Here is a 22,148-nt window from a genome sequence, read left to right as displayed (position 1 = left end):
GATGTGAGACCGTGTCAGAACCGACCTCCATGACCACTCGGACCGCCGTACCGCACGGCCCGCACGACCTCCGCGTCCAGGAGATCCCCGTCAGCCCACCCGGGCCCGACGCCGTGGGCGTCTGCGGCTCGGACATGCGCTACACCGCCGAGGGCAGGGTCGTCCGTCCCCACGGCGCGGCCGCCTGAGCGCCCTTTCGGCGCACCGCTCCCGGGCTGCGACCGCTTGACGCGAGCGCCCGGACATCTCATGCAGTAACCGCATCGCCGCACCTCGACGTCCCCCAACCGTCTGAGGCCATCCCCATTCAAGGAGGCATGGACGATGGACACTCCCTCCAAGTCCCTGACGAGCGAACCAACACCACCCACGCACACCGAGCCCACCGCCGCCGATCCCGCCGCGGTCCGCCGCGCCGCCTGGGCAGGGCTCATCGGCACCGCCCTCGAGCAGTACGACTTCGTCATCTACGGCACGGCCTCGGCGCTCGTCTTCGGCGAGTTGTTCTTCCCCAACGCCTCGCCGGCGGTCGCGCTCCTCGCCAGCTTCGCCGCGTACGCCGTCGGCTTCGCGGCCCGCCCGCTCGGCGGTCTGTTCTTCTCCCGCTTCGGTGACCGGCTCGGTCGGAAATGGATCCTGGTCACGACGCTGCTCCTCATGGGTGGCTCCACCTTCGCCATCGGAGTGCTGCCTACGTACGCCCAAGTCGGCGTGATCGCACCGGCGTTGCTCGTCCTGTGCCGCTTCCTCCAGGGCTTCGGAGCGGGCGCGGAACAGTCCGGCGGCGCCACTCTCCTCACGGAAACGGCGCTACCAGGACGGCGCGGCAGGCTCGCCGCGCTCGTGATGACCGGTGCGGCCCTCGGCACCGTGCTCGGCGCCGTCGCCTGGATCCTCGCCCAGAGCCTGTCCGAGGACCAGCTGATGAGCTGGGGCTGGCGGCTGGTCTTCGCCAGCAGCCTGCTGGTCACCGTCGCCGCGCTGATCATCCGCCGCCGGCTCAACGAGAGCCCCGTCTTCCAGGAGTTCAAGCGGCAGCACGAGAAGCCCAAGTCACCGGTGTCCGAGGTCTTCCGGCACGGCAGGAAACCCATGCTGCTCGCCCTTTTCATGAACGTCGGCGTCAGTGCCCAGTCGTACACCTACCAGGTCTTCATGGCCTCTTACCTGGTCTCCACGGTCGGCGTCGACGCCTCCTTCGTACCGAAGGTGCTCATGATCGGAGCCGCGTGTGGTGGTCTCGGCGCGATCGGGTTCGGCATCCTCTCGGACCGGATCGGCCGCAGGCCCGTCTATTCCGCGATCCTCACCGCCCTGGTGCTGCTGCCCGGCCCCTCCTTCATCGCTCTCAACACCGGGTCGCCCCTCGCCATCACCGTGACCATGATCGTGGGCTTCGTCCTGGCCGGTCAGGGCGCTGTCGGCGTGCAGATGAGCTACTTCCCCGAACTGTTCGGCAGCCGCTACCGCTACGCCGGTGTCACCCTGGGCCGGGAGTTCTCCTCCGTGCTCGGCGGCGGTGTCGCACCGCTGATCTGCGCCTCCTTGCTCACGGCGTTCTCCGGCTCGTGGATCCCGGTGGCGGCCTACATGACGCTGATGATGGTCATCAGCCTGGTCGCGGCCCGGATGTCGCCGGAAACCCTCAACCGCGACCTGTCCGTCCTCCCCGACGCCACGGCCCGCCCGTCGGCCGCGACCGGGACAAGCGCTCCGTGACGGATCCCTCAGGGATCCCTCGCGCAGAGGAGTGGACCCGTCCACCCGCCCGGGCCGATCGTGGGCTGCATGAATGATCACCGTGATGTGCCTGTGGGTGACGAGGCCGGTGAGGTCCGCCGTTTCTGGGGCCGGCTCGGCCTTCCCGGGCTGGTCGACGTGCACACGCACTTCATGCCCGAGCGTGTCCTGCGCAAGGTCTGGGACTACTTCGACTCGCTCGGACCGCTGACCGGTGGGCTCGAGTGGCCGATCACGTACCGGAAGGAGGAGGCGGAACGGACGGCCCTGCTACGGGAGTTCGGTGTACGGGCCTTCACCTCGCTGCTCTACCCGCACAAGCCGGCCATGGCCCGTTGGCTGAACGACTGGGCGGCCGACTTCGCCCGCCGCACCCCCGACTGTCTGCACACCGCCACCCTCTACCCCGAGCCGGGCGTCGAGGCATACGTCGAGGAGGCAGTCGAGGCGGGCGCGCGCGTCTTCAAGGCACATGTGCAGGTGGGGGCCTACGACCCGGCCGACGAACTGCTCCAGTCGGCTTGGGGGTTGCCGGCCGAGGCCCGGATACCCGTGGTGATCCACTGCGGTTCCGGGCCCGCGCCCGGCAAGCACACCGGCCCCGAGCCGATCGCGCGGGTGCTGGCCCGGCATCCCCGGCTGCCGCTGATCGTCGCGCATATGGGGATGCCCGAGTACGAGGAGTTCCTCGGCCTCGCCGAGCGGTACGGGGAGGTGCGGCTGGACACGACGGCGGCGTTCACCGACTTCGCCGAGGGGTTCATGCCGTTCCCCCGCCGGGCCCTGCCCCGGCTGGCCGGGCTCGGTGACCGCATCCTGCTCGGTTCCGACTTCCCCAACATCCCCTATCCCTATATCCACCAGCTCCACGCCCTGGAACGGTTGGATCTGGGAGAGGACTGGCTGAGGGCGGTCTGCCACGACAACGCGGCAGGGCTGTTCGGCGTGTGACGGGTTGTCGGGGCTGCGCGGCGGCCACTGTCCGGCGCCGTCCGCGTCTCGGTCCGCGTCCGTCCACGCGGTGGGGTCACCGTGACAGCGGCGCCACCGGCGCGGGTCCGGTGCTCTCGCGCACCACCAGCGTGGTCGGCAGCTCCAGGTTCACCGACTCGGGCTGTTCACCGCGCGCGAGCCGCACCACCAGGCGGGCGGCGACGGCGGCCATCTCGTCGAGCGGCTGACGCACCGTGGTCAGCTCCGGCGAGATCCACTGTGTGAAGGGCAGATCGTCGAAGCCCACCACGCTCACGTCGTCCGGCACGCTCAACTTCCTCTCCCGCAGGGCCCGGTAGACGCCGAGCGCCTGCAGATCGTTGCCCGCGAAGACGGCGGTCGGTGGCTGTGCGAGATCCAGCAGCTCATGCATGAGGGATCGCGCGGGCCCTCGGGCGTACGTCCCGTGGCGCACGAGGTCCGGGTCGAACGGCAGACCCGCGTCCTCAAGGGCGGCGCGGTAGCCGTGCAGCCGGGTGCGGGGCGAGTGCCGGTGGGCCGGACCCATGAGGGCGGCGATGCGGCGGTGTCCGAGGTCGGCCAGATGGTGTGTGGCGGCGTAGGCGCCGTGCCAGTTCGTGGAGCCCACGGACGGTGCGTCGGCGCTCGCGTCGGTGGACGGCTGCACGATCACGAACGGGATGCCGTGGTCGCGCAGGTCGGCCTCGCGCGCGGCGGACAGCTCGGAGAGCACGAGGATCGCCCCCATCGAGCCGCGTTCGCGCAGCGCCCGGCCCCACCGCTCGGCCTGTTCCTGATCCTTGTGGACCGCGCTGACGACGAGCCCGACCCCCTCGGGACGCAGCGCCGCCTCGGCACCCCGGATCAGTTCGGCGGCCCACGGGTTGTCGAGTTCGTTGATGACGAACTCGATCTGCCCACCGCCGGGCGGACGGTGGCCGCGGCCCGGCTGCGGATAGCCGTACTGCCGCAGCAGACGCCTCACCCGGTCCCGGGTGTCCTCCGATACATCCGACCTCCCGTGCAGAACCTTGGAGACCGTCGGCATGGAGACCCCCGCTTCACCGGCGATAGCTGCCAGCGTCTTTCGCTTCGCCACTACGTACTCCCTTGAACAAAAGCCGAGTTCAGGCATCAAAGCAGCACGGAAACGTCCGACGCGAACTCTTGACGACATCCGATGTTTCTCTTACGTTACGGCCACTCGCCGAAGTATGCGAAAGATTGCGCAGAGATCGCACCGCGTTCAGCCCCGCACGGTTCAGCCCCGCACGCTGCGCTCCGCCTCTGCTCGCCCGCTCTCCCGCTCTCCGCTCCCTTGATCCGCCGAACTGCCCGTTCACTCGCCTCGATCGGAGCCTTCCTCATGCGTACGTCCCGCGGTCTCTCCGCCGCCCTGGCCGTGGCCGGCCTCACCGTCCTCACCGCCTGCGGTTCCGGCACCGGATCGTCCTCGGGCGGCTCGTCCGACGGCTCTTTGGAGGTGTGGTCCCGCTCCTCCCCCGTCACCGGAGCCGTGTACAAGAAGATCTTCGCGGAGTTCACCGAGGAGACCGGGGTGAAGGTCGAGTACACCCCGATCCTGGACAACTTCGAGCAGCGCGTCGCCGAGGCCGCGACCGCCCGCGACCTGCCCGACATCGTCATCAACGACTCCGGAATGCTGGGCACGAACGTCTCCCAGGGGCTCGTCCAGGAGGTCGACAGGGACAAACTCAAGGGATCGGCCGATCTGCTCGACAGGGCGTGGGACCAGGCCAAGGCGTTCGACGGCAAGTACTACGGCGTGCCCTTCAATGTGCAGTCGTTCGCCACGTTCATCCGCAAGGACTGGCGCGAGAAGCTCGGCCTGAAGCAGCCGAGGACCTGGGACGACCTCACCGCCCTGGCCAAGGCATTCCAGACGAAGGACCCAGACGGCAACGGCAAGGACGACACGTACGGGATGCTCGTGCCCGCCTCCACCGATCGCGGCTACGCCTCCTGGTGGGCGGCCTCCTACCTGTGGCAGGGCGGAGGCGACTTCCTCACCGAGTCCGGCGACGGCAAGTACGTCCCGGCGGTCGACTCCCCGCAGTCGGTGGCCGCGGCGCGGTGGATGCAGGACCTCTTCTGCGAGGAGAAGGTCGTCGTGCCGGGCGCGCTCACCCTCCAGACCAAGGACGCCCACGAGTTCTTCAGCAGCGGCAAGGCGGGCGTCTACATGACCGGGCCGTACATGGTCGGCAAGTACGACGTGGACCTCGGCAAGAAGTTCGAGGTCATCGCCTCCCCCGCGGGGCCCGGCGGGCAGGCGACGCTGGCGGAGGGCGAGAACGTCTACCTCATGGCGGGCTCGAAGCTCCAGGAGCAGCAGCGCCGCCTCGCCGAGTTCCTGATCTCGCCCAAGGGGCAGAAGATCGGCCTCAACTCCACCAGGCCCGAGCCGCCCGTGCGTCTTTCGGTGAACAAGAAGGTCGACACCGTCGCGGAGCGCGGCGGCGACGCCCGCTGGAAGATGTTCGTCGACGAGTTCAACGCGCACGGCCGCTACACCCCGAACGTGCCGAACTGGCAGCCGTTCCGCCAGAAGTCCGGGGAGACCCTCAACGGCCTGTTCGCCCGCTGCGACGCCGACCCGAAGGCCGAACTCACCAAGCTGGCGGACGAGTTCAAGCAGGAGCTCGAAACGCAGAAGGTGTACGGGGGATGACGGCCGGCACCGGCCCGTCCACCACCAGAGGCTCGTCCGCCGCCACCGGCCTTGGGCCAACCCACTCGGACCCGGGGCCGCCTCCCCCACGCCCCGGGTCCGTCACCTCGGTTCCCTCGGCCCGCCGGGTCCGGTTGCGCCGGGCCGTTCTGCCCTGGCTGTTCCTCAGCCCGGCGCTGCTGCTCTTCCTGTACTTCAAGTACCTGCCGATGGCTAAGGGCATCAACCTCAGTTTCTACAAGGTGCAGCCGTTCCTCGGCGACCAGTGGGTGGGCCTGGACAACTACACCCGGATCCTCGACGAGGAGTCCTTCCGCCGGGCGTTCGGCCACACCGTGGTGTACGCGGTGGCCCAGACGGCGGGCGCGATCCTCGTCGGTTTCGTCCTCGCGCTGCTGCTCGAAGGGCGGGCGCGGACGCTGTGGTTCGTGCGCTCGGCCGCGTTCCTGCCGGTCGTCGCGGCGGTCGCGGTGGTCGCCGAGGTGTGGCGGCTGCTGTACTTCCCCGGGCAGGAGGGCATGCTCAACTCCCTTCTGTCCTGGTTCGGTTCCGACGCACAGCGGTTTCTCGACGATCCGGACCAGGCGCTCGGGTGGGTGATCGTCGTCGGGATCTGGAAGAACGCCCCGTACGACATGATGATCGTGCTCGCCGGCCTCGCCTCCATCGACCGGCAGTTGTACGAGTCGGCCGCCCTGGACGGCGCCGGGCTCGTGCGCCGTCTCCGCCATGTCACCCTGCCCGCGCTGCGTCCGGTCGTGACGATCCTGCTGACGCTGGCCGCGATCCGCGGGATGCGGGTCTTCACCGAGGTGTACATCCTCACCGGCGGCGGCCCGGCCGGTTCCACCGACGTGCTGATGACCCGTATCTACGACCTCGGTTTCCGCGCGAACGACCTCGGGTTCGCCTCGGCCTGCTCGGTCGTCCTCTTCCTGCTCACACTCGTCCTCACCGGCGGTGTGACGTGGTACCGGCGCCGCAAGGAGCTGTCATGACGGCCTCCCGTACCGCATCCCGTACGGCTTCCCCGGCGGCCTCCCGCTACGACACGGCGCTGGGCTGGGGCTGGGGCCGCGGCCGGCCGCTCGCCTCGACGACCCGGCTCGTGCTGTACGCGCTGGTGCTGCTGGTGTTCTGCGGCCCGCTGCTCGCCGTACTCACCGGTGCCTTCGACCGCACACCCGACCCGTCGCAGATGTCCCTGATACCCCGTCATCTGACCCTGGACAACTTCGAGATCGCGGGCGAGCGCGGTCTGTGGACGTATCTGCGCAACTCCCTGGTGATCACCGGGGGCGCGCTGCTGCTCCAGGTGGGCGTCACGGTCTTCGCCGCGTACGCGCTGGCCCGGCACCGCTTCCGCGGGCAGGCCCTTGCGCTGATGGTGATCCTCGCGACGATGATGCTGCCCGAGGAGGTCATCGCCATCCCGCTCTCGCTCGTCCTGGGCGACCTTCCCGGCCTGGGTGTCAGCCTGCGCGGCACGCTCCTCGGCATGATCCTGCCGATGGGCGGCTGGGGTTTCTCCATCTTCGTGCTCAGCGAGTTCATGAAGGAGATCCCCGTCGAGTTGGAGGAGGCCGCGCGGGTCGACGGCGCGGGCGAGCTGCGGATCTTCGGGCAGATCATCCTGCCGCTGTGCAAGCCGGGCCTCGGTGTCGTCGTGATCTTCGGCTTCAACATGATCTGGGACCAGTATCTGCTCCCCCTGATCGTCGCCAGTTCCCCCGACCAGTACCCCTTGACCGTCGGGCTGCAACTCATGCGCTCCGTCCCGGAGGTGGGCGTCGGGGCGCTGCTGGCCGGCGCCCTGGTCGCGCTGGTGCCGAGCGTCCTCGTCTATCTGGCCTTCCAGCGCACGTTCCTGTCGGGCCTGACCACTGGAGCAGTGAAGGGATGACCCCGCCTTGACCACGAACGCCCCGAACACCGACCCGAACAGCTGCCCGAACGCCTTCCCGAACACCGACCCGCGCGCCAGGCGGCTCGCCGAATTCCGCGACCAGCGATTCGGCCTCTTCGTCCACTGGGGTGTGTACGCGGCCGCCGCTCGCCATGAGTGGGTGCGCCAACGCGAGGGCCTGACGCTCAGTCAATACCAGTCCTACGTCGACCACTTCGACCCCGACCTGTACGACCCCGAGGCATGGGCCGAAGCCGCCCGGTACGCGGGGATGCGGTACACGGTCCTGACGAGCAAGCACCACGACGGGTTCTGCCTGTGGGACTCGGCCCTCACCGACTACTCCGTGGCCGCGACCCCGTACGGCAAGGACCTGGTGGGCCCGTTCGTGTCGGCGTTCCGCGCGGCCGGGCTCGGGGTGGGCTTCTACCACTCGCTCCTGGACTGGCAGCACCCGAAGTTCCCGCTGGACCGCATCCACCCCGAGTGGGACGACGAGACCGGCGACCCCGGTGACCGTGACATGCGGGCCTACGCCGACTACCTGCACGGCCAGGTGGAGGAACTCCTCACCCGCTACGGCCCGGTGGACACCCTGTGGTTCGACTTCAGCTACGAGGGCCGGATCCGCCAGGGCAAGCCGGTCACCGGCGGCAAGGGCCCCGACCACTGGCGTGCGCACGAGCTGATGGCGCTGATCCGCAGGCTCCAGCCCGGCTGCCTGGTCAACAACCGGCTCGGCATCCCCGGGGACTTCACCACTCCCGAGGAGTACCAGCCGCTGGTGCCTCCGGGCGAGGTGTGGGAGGCCTGCCAGACGCTGAACGGCAGTTGGGGCTACGACCGCGACAACCTCAACTGGAAGACCCCCGAGCAGCTCATCGCCCTCCTCGTCGACACCGTCTCCAAGGACGGCAACCTGCTGCTGAACGTGGGCCCCAACGCCCGCGGCGAGTTCGAGCCCCGTGCCCTCGCCGTCCTGCGCGGCATCGGCGACTGGATGCGGCTGCACTCCCGCTCCATCCACGGAGCGGGCCCCTCCTCGTACACCGCGCCCACCGGCTGCCGCTACACCCGTCGCGGCGACCGGCTCTACGTCCATCTCCTGGAGTGGCCGTACAAGCATCTGCATCTGCCGGGGCTGGACGGCCGGGTGCGGTACGCCCAGTTCCTGCACGACGCCTCCGAGGTGCGCCCCGTGAACACCGACCCGAGCTGGGACAACGGCAACGTGACCCCGAAAGGCATCCCGGACGGCGCGTACACCCTCGACCTCCCGGTCCGCAGGCCGGATGTGGTCCTCCCCGTGATCGAGCTGTTCCTCGGCGCCGAAGAAACCGAAGACGCCGACGGAACCGACGGAACCGACGCGAGAGGCCGCGCATGAGACGCCGTATGTTCCTGAAGTCGTCCGCGGTGACGGCACTCGCCGTGTCGACGAGCCTGCCCGCGGCGGAACCCGCGCGGGCCGCCGCCCCCACCCACCACCGCGGCCGTGCGTGGCTGCGGGACGCGCGCATCGGCCTGTTCCTGCACTGGGGCATGCGCACCGTCCCCGACTACACGGACGTCGAGGCGTGGGAGACCCGCGTCACCGGGGACGGCTGGAGCGCCGACTACTGGGTCGACGAGGCGGTCAAGCTGCACGCCTCGTATCTGGTCCTCGCGTCGTTCCACTCCAGGCTCGGCTACGTCCGCACCTGGCCGTCCCGTATCCCCGGCTCGCCACGCACCCGGCGCGACTTCCTGGGCGAGCTGATCGCCGCCGCGAAGGCCAAGGGCCTCAAGGTCATCCTCTACATGACGGACGACCCGCAGTGGCACAACGAGACCGGCCACGAGTACCTCGACTCGGCCGCGTACTCCGCGCACAAGGGCCAGTCGGTCGACCTCACGACGCGCGACGGCTTCGGCATGTTCTCGTACGACAACTTCGTCGAGGTCATGGCCGACTACCCGGATCTCGCCGGGTTCTGGATCGACAACGACAACGCGTACTGGGAGCGGAGCGGCCTGTACGAGCTGATCCGCCGCGAGCGTCCGGAGATGACGCTCAGCAACAACAACGAGGACACCCCGATCATGGACATGGTCAGCCATGAGCAGAAGAGCGGGATGCTCCCGGACTACGACTACGCGGCCGCCACCTGGACCCCGCTGCCGCGCCTGGCGGAGGGCTGCTTCACGGTCGCGGGACGCTGGTGGTACAACGGCACGGACAACGCCGTCAACCAAGCCCTCACCCTGCGCCGCATCATCTCCAACTCCGGTGCTTCCATACGGTCGTTGGTGGCCGAGGGCGCACAGCACGGCGGCCGGTTCCCGGCGCGGACCGAGGCGTTCAACAACACCGCGAAGACATGGCTCGACGGTGTGTGGGGCTCGATCCGGGGGACGGAGGGCGGCGGCTACCTGTACGGCGGACTGCAGCCCGGCTGGGTCCCGGACGGCGGGTTCGTCACCGTCACCGTCGACAAGGACGACCCGACCACCCAGTACCTGCACATCACCACGCGCCCGTCCGGCGACACGGTCAAGGTCCGGGACAACGCGCACACAGTGCGGCGCGTCGAGGACTTCCGCACCGGGCGCAGGCTCGCCTTCGAGCAGCGGGACGGGTATGTCACCGTCTCCGGCATCACGCGCTGGGATCCGTACGACACCGTCCTGACGATCCGCACCGCCCCGCGTCGCACCGGTCTGATCCCGCCCACCGAGATCACGGCGACCGCGACGAGTTCGGCGGCCGGTTTCCCCGCGGCGAACCTGGTCGACGGCGACTTCACGACGTACTGGGACGCGGGCGACACGATCCCGGTCTCCGTGACGCTGGATGTGGGCAGGGTGCGGCACCTGGCGTATCTGGCGATCGACCAGCGGGAGTGGTCGCCGACGCAGAACCGGGAGACGTTCGGCCGCAAGGAGGACTCCGCCCGCATCAAGGACTACCGCGTCCTCGTCAGCGATGACGGAGTGACCTGGAGTCAGGAACCCGTAGCGGCCGGTGTGTTGGAGAGCGCGAAGGGCGTGCGCTTCATCGATCTCGGGGTGCGCTGCCGGTACGTACGGCTCGACGTCGACACCACATGGGCGGCCGAAACGGTGCCCGCCTTCTACCACAAGCTGCGCATCGACCACATCGGCGTGGCCACACACTCCCCGAGAGGAGCCGGCCGTGCCTGACCCGAACCAACTGCGCCCCATCCCCCTCCCCGTCACCACGAAACCGGCCCCGCACCTGTTCGCCCTGTCCCTGGAGGAGCCCAGATGACCTGCGCGAAACCGTTCAGCCGCCGCGCCGTCCTCGCGTCGGCCACCGCCCTCTCACTCGCCCGGCTGAGCCAGACCGGGCCCACGGCGCAGGCGGCAACCCAGGGCCCACGGGCCGTGGCCGGGCCTTCGGCGCGTGCCACGGCCGACAGCGCCGCGTTCGACACCCTGCGGGAACGCTGGCGCACCATGATGACGGGCGGAAACCTCGACGCGGGCGACGCCGACTTCCAGGAGCGGATCGCGGACATCGACGCGGCGGCCGAGGCACGCTGGCGCACCCTGGACGTGGACGCGGGCCGCACCGCGCTCTGGCCGGATCTCCCCCTGGCCGACCCGAAGACCGGCAACTTCAGCAAGTCGTACGGCGCGCTGCGCACCCTCGCCCTGGCCTGGGACACGCCCGGCACAAGCCGCCATCACGACGCGACGGCCGCCCAACTCCTCGTGGACGCACTGGAGTTCCTCTACGCCCACGCCTACAACGAGACCCTCGAACGGCAGGACAGCAACTGGTTCTGGTGGGAGATCGGCGTCCCGCGCTCCCTCGTTGACACGTGCACCCTGCTGTACGACCGCATTCCCGCCGACCGACTGGCCGTCTGGCTGCGCCCGGTGGACCGCTGGTGCCCCAACCCCGACCGGCGCATCAGCAACCCCACGATCACCGAGACCGGCGCGAACCGCACCGACAAGGCGGTGATCGTCGCGGTGCGCGGGCTGCTCGGCAAGGACGCCCGGAAGCTGGAACTGACCCGTGACGGCATGTCGGACGTGGTCGGCGGAGGCCGGTACAGCCTGCTCGCCTACACCGAGGGGCCGGGCGACGGCTTCTACCAGGACGGATCGTTCATCCAGCACGACTGCTACCCGTACACCGGTGCGTACGGATCGACGTATCTGAGCGGGGTCGCCCAGCTGGTGGCGCTGCTGGCCGGTTCACCGTGGCAGAGCACCGACCCCGACCTGCGCAACGTGTACGACATCGTGGACCGGGCGTTCGTGCCGGTGGTGCTCGACGGGCACATGATGGACGCGGTGCGTGGCCGGGGCATCAGCCGACAGAACTCGGGCGCCGAGTACGTGGGCCGTCAGGTCACGGAGACGGTACTGCTGCTCGCGCACGGCGCCCCCGAGACGTACACCGCGCGGTGGCGGCCGCTGCTGAAGGGCTGGCTGACCCGGCAGACGTACCAGCCGATCCTGCGCGGCATCTCCCTGCCGTCGATCCAGCGGGCGAAGGAGATCCTGGACGATCCGGCGGTGGAGGTCGGGAAGCGGACCGTGGGCACGTACGTCTTCGCGGACATGGACCGGATCGTGCACCGCAGGCCCGACTGGTCGTACGCGATCGCCCTCTCCTCGCGCCGGGTGGGTGCCGTGGAGTCCATCAACCAGGAGAACCTGCACGGCTGGTACACGGGCGACGGGATGACGTACCTGTACACGGCCGACGACCCGGCGCACTGGGGTGACGACTACTGGCCGACCGTCGACACGTACCGGCTGCCCGGCACGACCGTCGACACCCGGCCGCGCACCGACCTGCCGCACAGCCAGAAGTACCGGCCGCCGGTCGACTGGGCGGGCGGCGCCGTGCTCGACGGCGCGTACGCGGCGGCGGGGCTCGATCTCGTGCCGGACGAGGTGAGCCTGCGCGCCAGGAAGTCCTGGTTCCTGCTGGACGACGCGGTGATCGCGCTCGGCGCCGGCATCACGTCCACCGACGGGCGCACGATCGAGACGGTCGTCGAGAACCGCAACACGCACGACACCGACCCGCCGCTCGCCCGGGGCGGCACCTGGGCGCACCTGGAGGGCACGGCGGGGTACGTGGTGCTCGACGGCGGGCGGTTGCGGGCCAGGCGCGAGGCGCGGACCGGCACCTGGTTCGCCATCGACCAGGGCGCCACCACCGGCGGCGACACGACCCCGCGCACCCGGCGCTACACCACGCTCTGGCTCGACCACGGAACGAACCCGCGCGGCGCCCGGTACGCGTACGCCGTCCTGCCGGGCGCCTCCGCCGACCGCACCAGGAGATACGCGGCCCGCACCCGGGTCGAGATCCTCGCCAACTCACCGCGCACGCAAGCCATCTGGTACGAACGAGCACGTCTGCTGGCGGCGAACTTCTGGCAGGCAGCCTACGTCCGCACCGGTGACGGCGGCGTCCTCGGCTCCGACGGCCCGTGCTCGGTGCTGCTGCGCCGCGACGGCCGTCGGCTGCGGCTCGCCGTGTCCGACCCCTCGCGCACCACGGACACGGTGACGCTGACCCTGCCGTGGCGGGTCGGGGGCGTGGAGTCCGCGGACCCGACGGTCACGCTCGACGTGCGACGGCGCACGGTGACGGTCCGCACGGCCGCGTCGCGCGGACACACGCACGCGGCGGTCCTCGTCCTGCCCTGAGTCGTTCAGGTTCAGGTCGGTTCGTCGTCCACGAGAGCGAGCAGGGGCCCCTGCTCGCTCTCGGGAACGTAGCCGGCGTAGTAGTCGTAGAGCTTGCGCCGCGAGATGCGTGCCGCCGCCGGGCCGTCCTGGGCCCGGATCGCCTCCAGCACCTCCTGGTGGTGCTGGAGCGACTCCCGCATGAGGGCGGTGCTGTTCGGTGCGTGGGTGACCTTGTCCGAGATCAGCGAGAGGACGGCGTCCCTGACCACCAGGTTGCAGACCTCGATGAGGGAGTTGCGGCTGGCCTGGGCCACCACCTCGTGGAACGCGATGTCCGCCTTGCTGAACTCCTCGTACCCCACGTCGATCGCGTCCGACATGACGGCAAGCGTCCGTTCCATGGCGGACAGCTCCTCCTCGGACCGCAGCCGTGCCGCCAGCAGGCTCGCCGACCCGTCGAGGATCATCCGGAACGAGATCAACTCGGCCATCGACACGTTGTCGAACTGGACGAGCCGGGTCATCTCCCTGGTCAGGCGGGCCGACGAGAACGGCAGGATCTCCGGGCCGTTCGGGTCGCCCTGGCGCGAGCGGACGAGGCCGTTGCTCTCCAGCACGCGCAGGGCCTCCCTCACGGTGGGCCGGCTCGCCCCGAACCGGGCCACCAGTTCCCGCTCGCTCGGCAGCCGTTGCCCCGGTTTCAGGTCGCCTCGCGCGATCGCCTGCTCTATCTGCTCCACGATGCGCTGGTAGAGCCGTACCGGCGACACCTGCCGGAACTGTGCCCCCTCGCTCACTCCTTCTCCCCTTCGAGCGTGGTCCATGTCGTCCTCCCCCTGGTGGGCGCCCCCAGGGCGCCGTCCGGCCAGCGCGGTACCGCCTGAGCAGGCCGGTTCCGTTCGTACCACGCCGCCGCCCTCAGAACGCCGGGATCGTCGAAGCGTCGGCCCGCGATCTGCACCCCGATGGGCCGGCCGTCCTCCGTCAGGCCGCAGTTGACGGTCGCCGCGGGCTGCCCCGACATGTTGTACGGCGCGGTGAAGCCGATGTGGCGCATGGTCTTCCCGTCCCCCATGAACGGCATCGGCTGCTCGGCGGGAAACGCCGCCACCGGAGCCACCGGCGAGAGCACCAGATCGTACGGGAGTGTCGCCGCCACGGTCCGGGCCTGGATGCGCATGATCTGCTGGTAGCACTGGAGTACCTTCGTGCCCGGTACGTCCGCGCCCTCCTGGCACCACTGGATGATGTAGGGGTGGACGCGCAGGCGGGACTCGGGCGCCAGTTCGCGGAAGTCGTTCCAGGACCGCACCCGCCAGAACAGGTCCAGGTCGTCCAGGAGTTCCTGGCTCATGAACGGCTCGACCGGTTCCACGACGGCTCCCGCCGCCTCGAAGACCGCGGCGGCACGGTTCACCGCGGCGAGGATCTCGGCGTCGCACGGCTCCCCGCAGCCGGCGTCCAGGTGCACCCCTACCCGCAGTCCTCGGACGTCGCCGGCCGGTGCCGACCAGTCGATGTCCTGCGGTGGCAGGCTCGACCAGTCCCGGGGGTCCGGTCGGCTCAGTACACGCATGAACAGGGCCGCGTCCGCGACGGTACGGGTCATGGGGCCGGCGACGCGCCCCAGGTACGGGGCGTCCAGCGGGATCCTCCCGTAGCTGGGCTTGAGCGTGGCGAGGCCCAGCCAGGTGCCCGGCAGCCGGATCGATCCCCCGATGTCGGTGCCGACGTGGAGCGGACCGTATCCCCCGGCGGCCGCGGCCCCCGCCCCGGAGCTGGAACCGCCCGTGGTCCAGGCGGAGTTCCAGGGGCTGCGCGAGATGCCGTGCCGGCTGGAGACGCCCGAGGAGAGCATGCCCCAGTCCGGCATCACGGTCGACCCGAGGATCACCCCACCGGATTCGAGGACGCGCGCGGTGACGGGCGCGTCCGCCTCGGGGACGACCGGCTCGGTCCCCGCGTTGCCCGAGGGCATGGGGACGCCCCTGCGGGCGATGTTCTCCTTCAGTGTCACGGGCACGCCGTCGATGGGCCCGAGAGGTTCGCCCGCCGCCCATCGGGCCTCGCTGGCCAGGGCCGCCTTGCGGGACGCGTCCGGGTCCCGCACCCAGAACGCGTTGAGCACGCTCTCGCGCGCCTCGATCACCGACTGGACGGCGTCGTGGACCTGGACCGGCGACAACGTGCGGTCAGCGAACCCGGCCACCATCTCGACGGCCGGCATGGCGGCCAGACCCTGTTCGTCAAGCACCCGCACCCTCCTTCGCTCGCGCTGTCCGGGGCATACGCACCCTTGACAAGAACAGCTTCAGTCGCCACGGTACCTGTCAAGTGAGCTTACTGGTCAGACCAGTTAGAGCGAAAGGTGGCGTCCGGAACACATGGGACACATCAGGCGGCTGACGCGGCACACCAGGACGGTCGCAGCCACGCTCGCTTGCCTGTTACTGGCAGCCTGCTCCGCCGGGTCCCTGGCGACCGGCGGCACCGGGGACTCCCGCAACACGCTGAGGATCGGCCTCAGCGCCGAGCCCGCCAACCTCGACTTCACCAAGACCGAGGGTGCCGCCATTCCGCAGGCACTGCTCTACAACGTCTACGAGAACCTGGTGAAGCTGGACCAGTCCGCGAGGATACGGCCCTCTCTGGCCAAGTCGTGGAGCCTGTCCAAGGACCGCAGGACGTACACGTTCCAGCTGGTGAAGGGCGTCAGGTTCAGCAATGGCGCACCGTTCACGGCCGAGGACGCCAAGTTCTCCATCGAACGCGTCACCTCCGAGTGGACACTGGTGCAGAAGGCCCAGATGGACGTCGTCGACACGGTGGAGGCGGTGTCACCCACCGAACTGAAGGTCACCCTGAAGCGGCCGAGCAACGACTGGCTGTACCGGATGACCACCCGTGTCGGCGCGATGTTCAGCCGGACCGGCGTGAGCAAGTTGGCCACCGATCCGGTGGGCACCGGACCGTACGTGGTGAAGAGGTTCAACCGCGGCGACTCGATCACGCTGGCCCGTCGTGACGGCTACTGGGGGCGCGAACCGCACTTCGCGTCGGTCGTCCTCAAGTACTTCAAGGATCCGACGGCCATGAACAACGCGCTGCTCACGGGCACCATCGACGTGATCGGCGCGATGCAGACCCCGGACGCCCTGTACCGGTTCGAGAACAACCCGAAGTACAGGGTCATCGAGGGCACGACCAACGGCGAGGTGGTCCTCTCCCTCAACAACGGCTCGGGCCCGATGAAGAATCCCAAGGCCCGCCAGGCCGTCCGCTACGCCATCGACCACAAGGCCCTGATGGACACCTGCTGGGGAGGCCGCGGCAAGCTCATCGGCAGCATGGTCCCGCCGACCGACCCGTGGTACCAGAACCTCACGGACATGTATCCGTACGACCGCGACAAGGCCAGGAAGCTCCTCAAGGAGTCCGGCCAGGCAGGCCGGACGCTACGGCTGCGGCTTCCGACGCTGCCGTACGCCACCGCGTGCGGCACCGTGGTCAAGAGCCAACTCGAACAGGCCGGGTTCAAGGTCAGGCTCGACCAGTTGGAGTTCCCCGCCGCCTGGCTGACCACCGTGTTCAAGAACGCCGACTACGACATGTCCCTCATCGCCCATGTGGAACCCCGCGACATGCAGGCGGTGTTCGGCAGCAAGACCTCCTACATCCGCTACGACAACCCCGAGTTCCGCGCGCTGCTGCAGAAGGCGGACCAGGGCACCCAGGAGGAGCAGATCACCTCCATGCGGGCGGCTGCCCGGCTGCTGTCCAAGGACGCCGCGGCCGACTGGCTGTTCCTGCTGCCGAACCTGATGGTGGCGGACCAGGACATCACCGGCCTGCCCGTGAACAACGTCTCCGAGTCACTGGATCTCACCGGCCTGGGCCGGTCATGAAAGGCGGCGTCAACCCATGATCGTCCGTCTGGTACAGCGGATCGCGATCCTCCTGGCCAGCCTTGTCGTGAGCTCCGTGCTGGTGTTCGCCTTCATGGCGGTGCTGCCGGGGGATCCGGCCCGCGTCGTCCTCGGCACCAGCGCGTCGGACGCCGCGGTGGCGCAACTGCGCGGGGAGTTCGGGCTCGACCGGCCGCTCGTGACCCAGTACCTCAGCTGGGTGCACGGACTGGTCACCTTCGACCCGGGCAACTCCTACATCTCGCACACGCCGATCGGCCCGCAGATCGCCGACCGTCTCCAGGTCACCCTGTGGCTCGTCGGCACCGGAATGGTGGTCGCCTGCATCCTGGCGATCCCGCTGGGCATCGTCATGGCCGTGCGGCACCGCAGGCCGTCCGGGCTCGTGCTCTCGGCCCTGTCCCAGGTCGGCGTGGCGGTCCCGGCCTTCCTCGCGGGCATCCTCATGATCACCGTGTTCGCGGTGGAGTTCGGATGGCTGCCGGCGAACGGCTGGACACCCCCGATAGAGGATCCGGTCCTGTTCCTCAAGCAGTTGGCGCTGCCCGCGCTGTCCCTCGGACTGGTGCAGGGGGCCGTGCTCACCCGCTATGTCCGCAGCGCCGTGCTCGACGTCCTGAGGGAGGACTATCTGCGCACCGCTCGCGCCAAGGGCCTCCGTCCGACGCAGGCGCTGCTGCGGCACGGCCTGCGGAACGCGGCGGTGCCCGTCGTCACCGTCCTGGCGTTGCAGCTCGCGACGCTGCTGGTGGGCTCCGTCGTCATCGAACGGGTCTTCGTCATCCCAGGGCTCGGGAGCCTGCTGCTGGACAGCGTCTCCAACCGGGACCTCGTCGTGGTGCAGGACGTGGTCATGCTCATCGCCATGGCGGTACTGCTCGTGAACTTCCTGGTGGACATCGTCTATCTGCTGATCGACCCGCGGCTGAGGGTGGGTGCGTCATGAGTGCTGTGGACAAGGCTCTGGACAAAGCTCAGGACAACGCCCAGGACACGAAAGCCGCTGTCGCGTCGGCGGTGCCCGAGGGCCGTCGCAGGCGCCGCCCGATGCCGGGCAGCCTCCTGGTGGGCGGTCTCATCGTCTCCCTCGTGTTCGGCATGGCGCTGCTGTCCTTCGTGTGGACCCCGCACGACCCGACCCTGGTGGACGCCTCGGTACGGCTGCAGAAGCCGTCGCCGGAGTACTGGTTCGGCACGGACAAGTTCGGCCGCGACGTGTTCAGCCAGATACTGATGGGCTCGCGCACCACGCTGTTCGTCGGCTTCGTGGCGGTGGGGGTCGCCGCCCTGATCGGAGTGCCCCTCGGCATCGTCGCCGGGATGGCGCCCCACTGGTTCGGTGAGCTGCTGATGCGCGGCAACGACCTCGTGCTCGCCTTCCCGGCGCTCCTGTTGACCATCATGTTCTCCGCCGTGTACGGCGCCGGCACGCTGGTCGCGATGATCGCCATCGGTATCGCGTCCATCCCCCATTTCGCCCGGCTGATCCGCGGCGGCACGCTGCAGGTCATGAAGACCGAGTACGTCCTCGCCGCGCGCGCCGCCGGCCGCGGGCCGTTCTCGATCGCTCTGCGGCATGTCCTGCCCAACGTCAGCAGTCTCGTCATCGTGCAGGCGTCGGTCGGTTTCGCCATCGCCGTACTCGCCGAGGCCGCGCTGTCCTTCCTGGGCTTCGGAACCCCGCCCCCCACACCGTCCTGGGGCCGGATGTTGCAGGAGAGCCAGGAGATGCTGTCGATCGCTCCCCGGCTCGCGGTGTTCCCGGGCGTCGCGATCGCGGTGGTGGTGCTCGGCTTCAACCTGCTCGGTGACGGCCTGCGCGACCGTTTCGACCCCAAGTTGGAGGACCGCCGATGACCGACGATGTGCTGACCGTGCGGGATCTCAACGTCGCGGTGGGCGGCCGCAAGCTGGTCGAAGACGTCGACTTCACCATCCGGGCCGGCGAACGGGTCGGCCTGATCGGTGAGTCGGGATCGGGCAAGTCGCTGACCGCGCTGAGCGTCATGGGCCTGCTCCCCGAGGGGCTCCGGGCCACAGGGTCCGTGCGGCTCGCCGGGGTCGACCACGACCTGGTGGGTGCCGACGAGACGCGGATGTCCCGGGTGCGGGGCAAGGAGATCGCCATGGTCTTCCAGGAGCCCATGACCGCGCTGAACCCCACGATGAAGGTCGGGCGGCAGATCGCCGAGGTACTGCTGATCCACCGGACCAGACCCGACCGCGCGTCCGCTCGAACCGCCGCCGTGGAACTCCTCGCCCAGGTGGGGCTTCCCGACCCCGCGGCCGCCGCCGACGCCTACCCCCACCAGTTCTCCGGAGGCCAGCGGCAGCGGGTGGTACTGGCCATCGCCCTCGCGAACGACCCCGCGCTCCTGGTCTGCGACGAGCCCACCACCGCGCTCGACGTCACGGTGCAGGCACGGGTGCTCGACCTGATCGTGCGGGGCGCCCAGGACCGCAGGTCGGCCATGCTCTTCATCACCCACGACCTGGCCGTGGTGGCCACCGTCTGCGAACGGGTCATGGTCATGTACGGCGGGCGGGTGGTCGAGTCCGGCCCGGTCCGGGAGGTGTTCACGCGCCCCCGGCACCGCTACACCCAGGGCCTGATCGGCGCGTCGGACCTGACCGTGGTCGACGACCACGGCCGGCTGATCACGATCGGCGGGTCGGTTCCGCCGGCGGGACACTTCCCGGCCGGATGCGTCTTCAGAAACAGGTGCGCTTCGGCGACCGAGAGGTGCGCCACCCGACCGGACTGGGTCCCGACCGGGCCGGACTCCGGCTACTCCTGCTTCCACCCGGTGTCCGAGAGCGACGTACCGGAATCCGGCGTACACAAAATCGGCGCCAACGAGCCCGGCGTACCCACGAACCAGGAGGCCGGCCTTGGCTGAGCAACCGACCAGCGCCACCCTCGCCCCCGAGCCGCGGACCGGCCCCGTGGACGCCATCAGCGTCCGCGACGTCACGCGCGACTACCGACGGCCTCGTACCTCCCTGCGCCGCCCCAGCCCGCCGGTGCACGCCCTGCGCGGCGTCAGCTTCGACATCCCCCAGGGACAACGGTTCGGCATCGTGGGCGAGTCGGGGTGCGGCAAGTCGACCCTGCTGCGGATTCTGGCCGGGCTCGACCGCCCCACGAGCGGCAGCGTCGCGATCGACGGCCGGGACATCACCGGACTCCCGGAGAGACAGCTGAAGTTCGTCCGCGAGCGGCTCCAACTCGTGTTCCAGGACCCGATGAGCGCCCTGGACCCGCGCATGCGCGTCGGTGACATCGTGGCCGAGCCGCTCGTCGCGCAGGGGCACCCGAACCGCACGGAGCGGGTGGCCGAGTTGCTCGAAGCGGTCGGCCTGGGCGCCGACGCGGCCCAGAGGTATCCGCACCAGTTCTCCGGCGGCCAGCGGCAGCGCATCTCGATCGCGCGCGCTCTCGCCCCCCGCCCGAAGATCATCGTGGCCGACGAGCCGGTGAGCGCCCTGGACGTGTCCGTACGGGCCCAGGTGCTCAACCTCATCGCCGACCTCGTCGACGAGTTGTCCCTCACCCTGGTCTTCGTCTCCCACGACCTGTCCGTGGTCCGTCATGTGTGCGACCGGGTCGCGGTCATGCACGACGGGCAGATCGTGGAGACCGGGCCCACGGAGCAGGTGTACGAGGAACCGCGACATCCCTACACACGCAGGCTGATCGCCGCCGTCCCGACCCTGGGCAAGGCCTTGTCCGGAGTGTCGGCGGCCGACCTCAACCGGGAGTACCGACCGTGACTGCCCCTGTCGAACCCGCCGGCGGCGACAGCCCTGTGGGGAGGGAGTTCCCCGAGGGTCTTCCCATCGGCGACACCTGGGTGGAGGCACCCGCCGCCGAGGACGTCCGCTTTCCCTATGACGGGACGCTCGTCGCCCGGGCGCCGGTCGGGGACACCGGCCTGGCGCTCCAGGCGGTGGACGCGGCCGTCGCGGTACGCCAACGGGTCGGTCGGCTCCCCTCGCACACACGCAGGGCGGCTCTCCTCGCGACGCACGAGGCAATCGCCTCCCGACGCGACGACTTCGAGCGGCTCCTGGTCCTGGAGACCGGCAAGCCGCTGGTCGACTGCCGTGTCGAGGTGGACCGCACCCTGCTGACACTGCTGACGGCGGCCGAGGAAGTCGCCCGGCTGCACGGGGAGACAGTGCCGCTGGACCTGCTGCCGGCGGGTGAGGGGCTGCTCGGCTACTGGACCCGCAAGCCCATCGGCGTGGTGGTCGGCATCGCGGGCTTCAACTACCCGCTGCTGCTCGCCGCGCACAAGCTCGCGCCGTCGCTGGCCGCCGGCTGCCCGGTCATCGCCAAGCCCGCCCCGCAGACGCCGCTGGCCACCCTGTGGCTGGTGCATCTCCTCCGCGAGGCGCTGCGCGCCGGTGGCGCGCCGCAAGCCGCGGTGCAGTTGGTGACCGGCGGCCCCGAGGTGGGCGTGGCGCTGACCACCGACCGCCGGATCGGGGCGGTGTCCTTCACGGGTTCCGCCGCCGTCGGCCACCGGATCGCCCGGGACGCGGCTCCCACCAAGGTGCTGCTCGAACTCGGCTCCAACGCCGCCCTGGTGGTGGCCGCCGACGCCGACCTCGACGCCGCCGCCGACGCGGTGGTGCGCGGCGGGTACTACGCGTCGGGCCAGGCGTGCATCAGCGTGCAGCGGGTCATCGTGGTGGACGCCGTGCGGGAGGAGTTCGTGGCCCGCCTGACGGAGCGAGTGGCCCACGTGGTCGTGGGCGATCCCCGCGATCCGGCGACGAGGGTCTCGGCGCTCATCGACAAACGGTCGACCGAGCGGGTGCGCGCGTGGCTGGAGGAGGCGGTGGAGGCGGGGGCGTCGCTGGCGGCCGGGGGCACGGTCACCGACGGGGTGATGGAGCCCGCCGTACTGCTCGACGTGGACAGCGGTCTGCCCGTCTGGGACGAGGAGGTCTTCGGTCCCGTGGTCGCGGTACGGTCCGTCCCCGATCTGGAGACTGCCTTCGACCTGGTCAACGACTCGCGCTACGGACTGCACGCGAGCGTCTACACCAGCGCCCTCGACACGGCGTTCACCGCTCTGGACCGCCTGGAGGTGGGAGGGGTGGTCGTCAACGAGGTTCCCGGCTTCCGCTCCGATGTCATGCCGTACGGGGGCGTGAAGGACTCCGGGGCCGGACGGGAGGGCCCGAGGTTCGCCATCGAAGAGCTCACCGTGACCCGTATGGCAGTGATCCGTCCGACGACAACGAAGTGAGGACC

Annotated in this window: 18 protein-coding genes; 15 read left to right on the top strand and 3 right to left on the bottom strand. The window is 69.9% G+C overall.

The window, feature by feature from the left end; translation table 11 throughout:
• Positions 1-11 precede the first annotated feature (11 nt).
• The 3 genes from FNH08_RS50510 (at position 12) to FNH08_RS00835 (ending at position 2,691) form a co-directional block, all read left to right on the top strand.
• The gene (locus tag FNH08_RS50510; RefSeq protein ID WP_194238316.1) at positions 12-188 is read left to right on the top strand and encodes a hypothetical protein; all 177 of its coding nucleotides are present in this window, start codon (positions 12-14) and stop codon (positions 186-188) included.
• Positions 189-324: 136 nt separating this feature from the next.
• Positions 325-1,719: an MFS transporter gene (locus tag FNH08_RS00840; protein ID WP_152769261.1), complete on the top strand. Its 1,395-nt coding sequence runs from the start codon at positions 325-327 to the stop codon at positions 1,717-1,719.
• Positions 1,720-1,788: 69 nt separating this feature from the next.
• A complete protein-coding gene (locus tag FNH08_RS00835) occupies positions 1,789-2,691 on the top strand; it encodes an amidohydrolase family protein (RefSeq protein WP_152769260.1) in 903 nt (300 codons plus the stop codon).
• 76 nt (positions 2,692-2,767) lie between these two features.
• On the opposite strand, the gene FNH08_RS00830 is transcribed toward FNH08_RS00835, so the two are convergent.
• On the bottom strand, positions 2,768-3,793 hold the full coding sequence (locus FNH08_RS00830) for a LacI family DNA-binding transcriptional regulator (RefSeq protein WP_322723411.1): 1,026 nt from the start codon (positions 3,791-3,793) through the stop codon (positions 2,768-2,770).
• 267 nt (positions 3,794-4,060) lie between these two features.
• On the opposite strand from FNH08_RS00830, the gene FNH08_RS00825 reads away from it, so the two are divergent.
• The 6 genes from FNH08_RS00825 (at position 4,061) to FNH08_RS00800 (ending at position 12,974) form a co-directional block, all read left to right on the top strand.
• Positions 4,061-5,386: an ABC transporter substrate-binding protein gene (locus tag FNH08_RS00825; RefSeq protein ID WP_152769258.1), complete on the top strand. Its 1,326-nt coding sequence runs from the start codon at positions 4,061-4,063 to the stop codon at positions 5,384-5,386.
• Positions 5,383-6,384, top strand: a complete 1,002-nt coding sequence (locus FNH08_RS00820; protein ID WP_152769257.1) for a carbohydrate ABC transporter permease — start codon at positions 5,383-5,385, stop codon at positions 6,382-6,384. The genes FNH08_RS00825 and FNH08_RS00820 overlap by 4 nt, the downstream gene beginning before the upstream one ends.
• Entirely contained in the window at positions 6,381-7,289 is a 909-nt protein-coding gene (locus tag FNH08_RS00815) for a carbohydrate ABC transporter permease (RefSeq protein WP_152769256.1), read from the top strand. The genes FNH08_RS00820 and FNH08_RS00815 overlap by 4 nt, the downstream gene beginning before the upstream one ends.
• A gap of 7 nt (positions 7,290-7,296) precedes the next feature.
• Positions 7,297-8,679, top strand: a complete 1,383-nt coding sequence (locus FNH08_RS00810) for an alpha-L-fucosidase (RefSeq protein WP_152769255.1) — start codon at positions 7,297-7,299, stop codon at positions 8,677-8,679.
• Positions 8,676-10,475 (top strand): alpha-L-fucosidase, encoded by a 1,800-nt coding sequence (locus FNH08_RS00805; RefSeq protein ID WP_152769254.1) that lies wholly within the window; start codon positions 8,676-8,678, stop codon positions 10,473-10,475. Before FNH08_RS00810 ends, FNH08_RS00805 begins: the two co-directional genes overlap by 4 nt.
• Positions 10,476-10,559: 84 nt before the next feature.
• Positions 10,560-12,974 carry a polysaccharide lyase 8 family protein gene (locus tag FNH08_RS00800; protein ID WP_152769253.1) on the top strand — a complete coding sequence of 805 codons (2,415 nt, stop codon included), beginning with the start codon at positions 10,560-10,562 and terminating at the stop codon, positions 12,972-12,974.
• A gap of 11 nt (positions 12,975-12,985) precedes the next feature.
• Here FNH08_RS00800 and FNH08_RS00795 read toward each other — a convergent pair whose 3' ends face one another.
• Together FNH08_RS00795 and FNH08_RS00790 are read right to left on the bottom strand one after the other, a co-directional pair.
• Entirely contained in the window at positions 12,986-13,753 is a 768-nt protein-coding gene (locus tag FNH08_RS00795; RefSeq protein WP_322723408.1) for a FadR/GntR family transcriptional regulator, read from the bottom strand.
• Positions 13,750-15,210, bottom strand: coding sequence for an amidase (locus FNH08_RS00790; RefSeq protein WP_322723406.1), 1,461 nt, complete (start codon positions 15,208-15,210; stop codon positions 13,750-13,752). Before FNH08_RS00790 ends, FNH08_RS00795 begins: the two co-directional genes overlap by 4 nt.
• A 130-nt stretch (positions 15,211-15,340) precedes the next feature.
• Between FNH08_RS00790 and FNH08_RS00785 the strand changes: the two genes are divergently transcribed.
• The 6 genes from FNH08_RS00785 to FNH08_RS00760 are packed head-to-tail and all read left to right on the top strand — an operon-like array spanning position 15,341 to position 22,143.
• Positions 15,341-16,861: an ABC transporter substrate-binding protein gene (locus FNH08_RS00785; protein WP_152769251.1), complete on the top strand. Its 1,521-nt coding sequence runs from the start codon at positions 15,341-15,343 to the stop codon at positions 16,859-16,861.
• Between the two features lie 16 nt (positions 16,862-16,877).
• Positions 16,878-17,828, top strand: a complete 951-nt coding sequence (locus tag FNH08_RS00780) for an ABC transporter permease (RefSeq protein ID WP_152769250.1) — start codon at positions 16,878-16,880, stop codon at positions 17,826-17,828.
• A complete protein-coding gene (locus FNH08_RS00775) occupies positions 17,825-18,739 on the top strand; it encodes an ABC transporter permease (RefSeq protein WP_152769249.1) in 915 nt (304 codons plus the stop codon). Before FNH08_RS00780 ends, FNH08_RS00775 begins: the two co-directional genes overlap by 4 nt.
• Positions 18,736-19,782 carry an ABC transporter ATP-binding protein gene (locus FNH08_RS00770; RefSeq protein WP_228033777.1) on the top strand — a complete coding sequence of 349 codons (1,047 nt, stop codon included), beginning with the start codon at positions 18,736-18,738 and terminating at the stop codon, positions 19,780-19,782. Before FNH08_RS00775 ends, FNH08_RS00770 begins: the two co-directional genes overlap by 4 nt.
• Complete coding sequence (locus FNH08_RS00765) at positions 19,775-20,656, top strand: ATP-binding cassette domain-containing protein (RefSeq protein WP_152769248.1); 882 nt, start codon at positions 19,775-19,777, stop codon at positions 20,654-20,656. Before FNH08_RS00770 ends, FNH08_RS00765 begins: the two co-directional genes overlap by 8 nt.
• A complete protein-coding gene (locus tag FNH08_RS00760; RefSeq protein ID WP_322723404.1) occupies positions 20,653-22,143 on the top strand; it encodes an aldehyde dehydrogenase family protein in 1,491 nt (496 codons plus the stop codon). Before FNH08_RS00765 ends, FNH08_RS00760 begins: the two co-directional genes overlap by 4 nt.
• Positions 22,144-22,148: the final 5 nt, after the last annotated feature.

The sequence above is a fragment of the Streptomyces spongiae genome (genome assembly GCF_009377185.1).
Taxonomy (GTDB): domain Bacteria; phylum Actinomycetota; class Actinomycetes; order Streptomycetales; family Streptomycetaceae; genus Streptomyces; species Streptomyces spongiae.
This window is presented reverse-complemented; position numbering and strand designations above follow the sequence as displayed.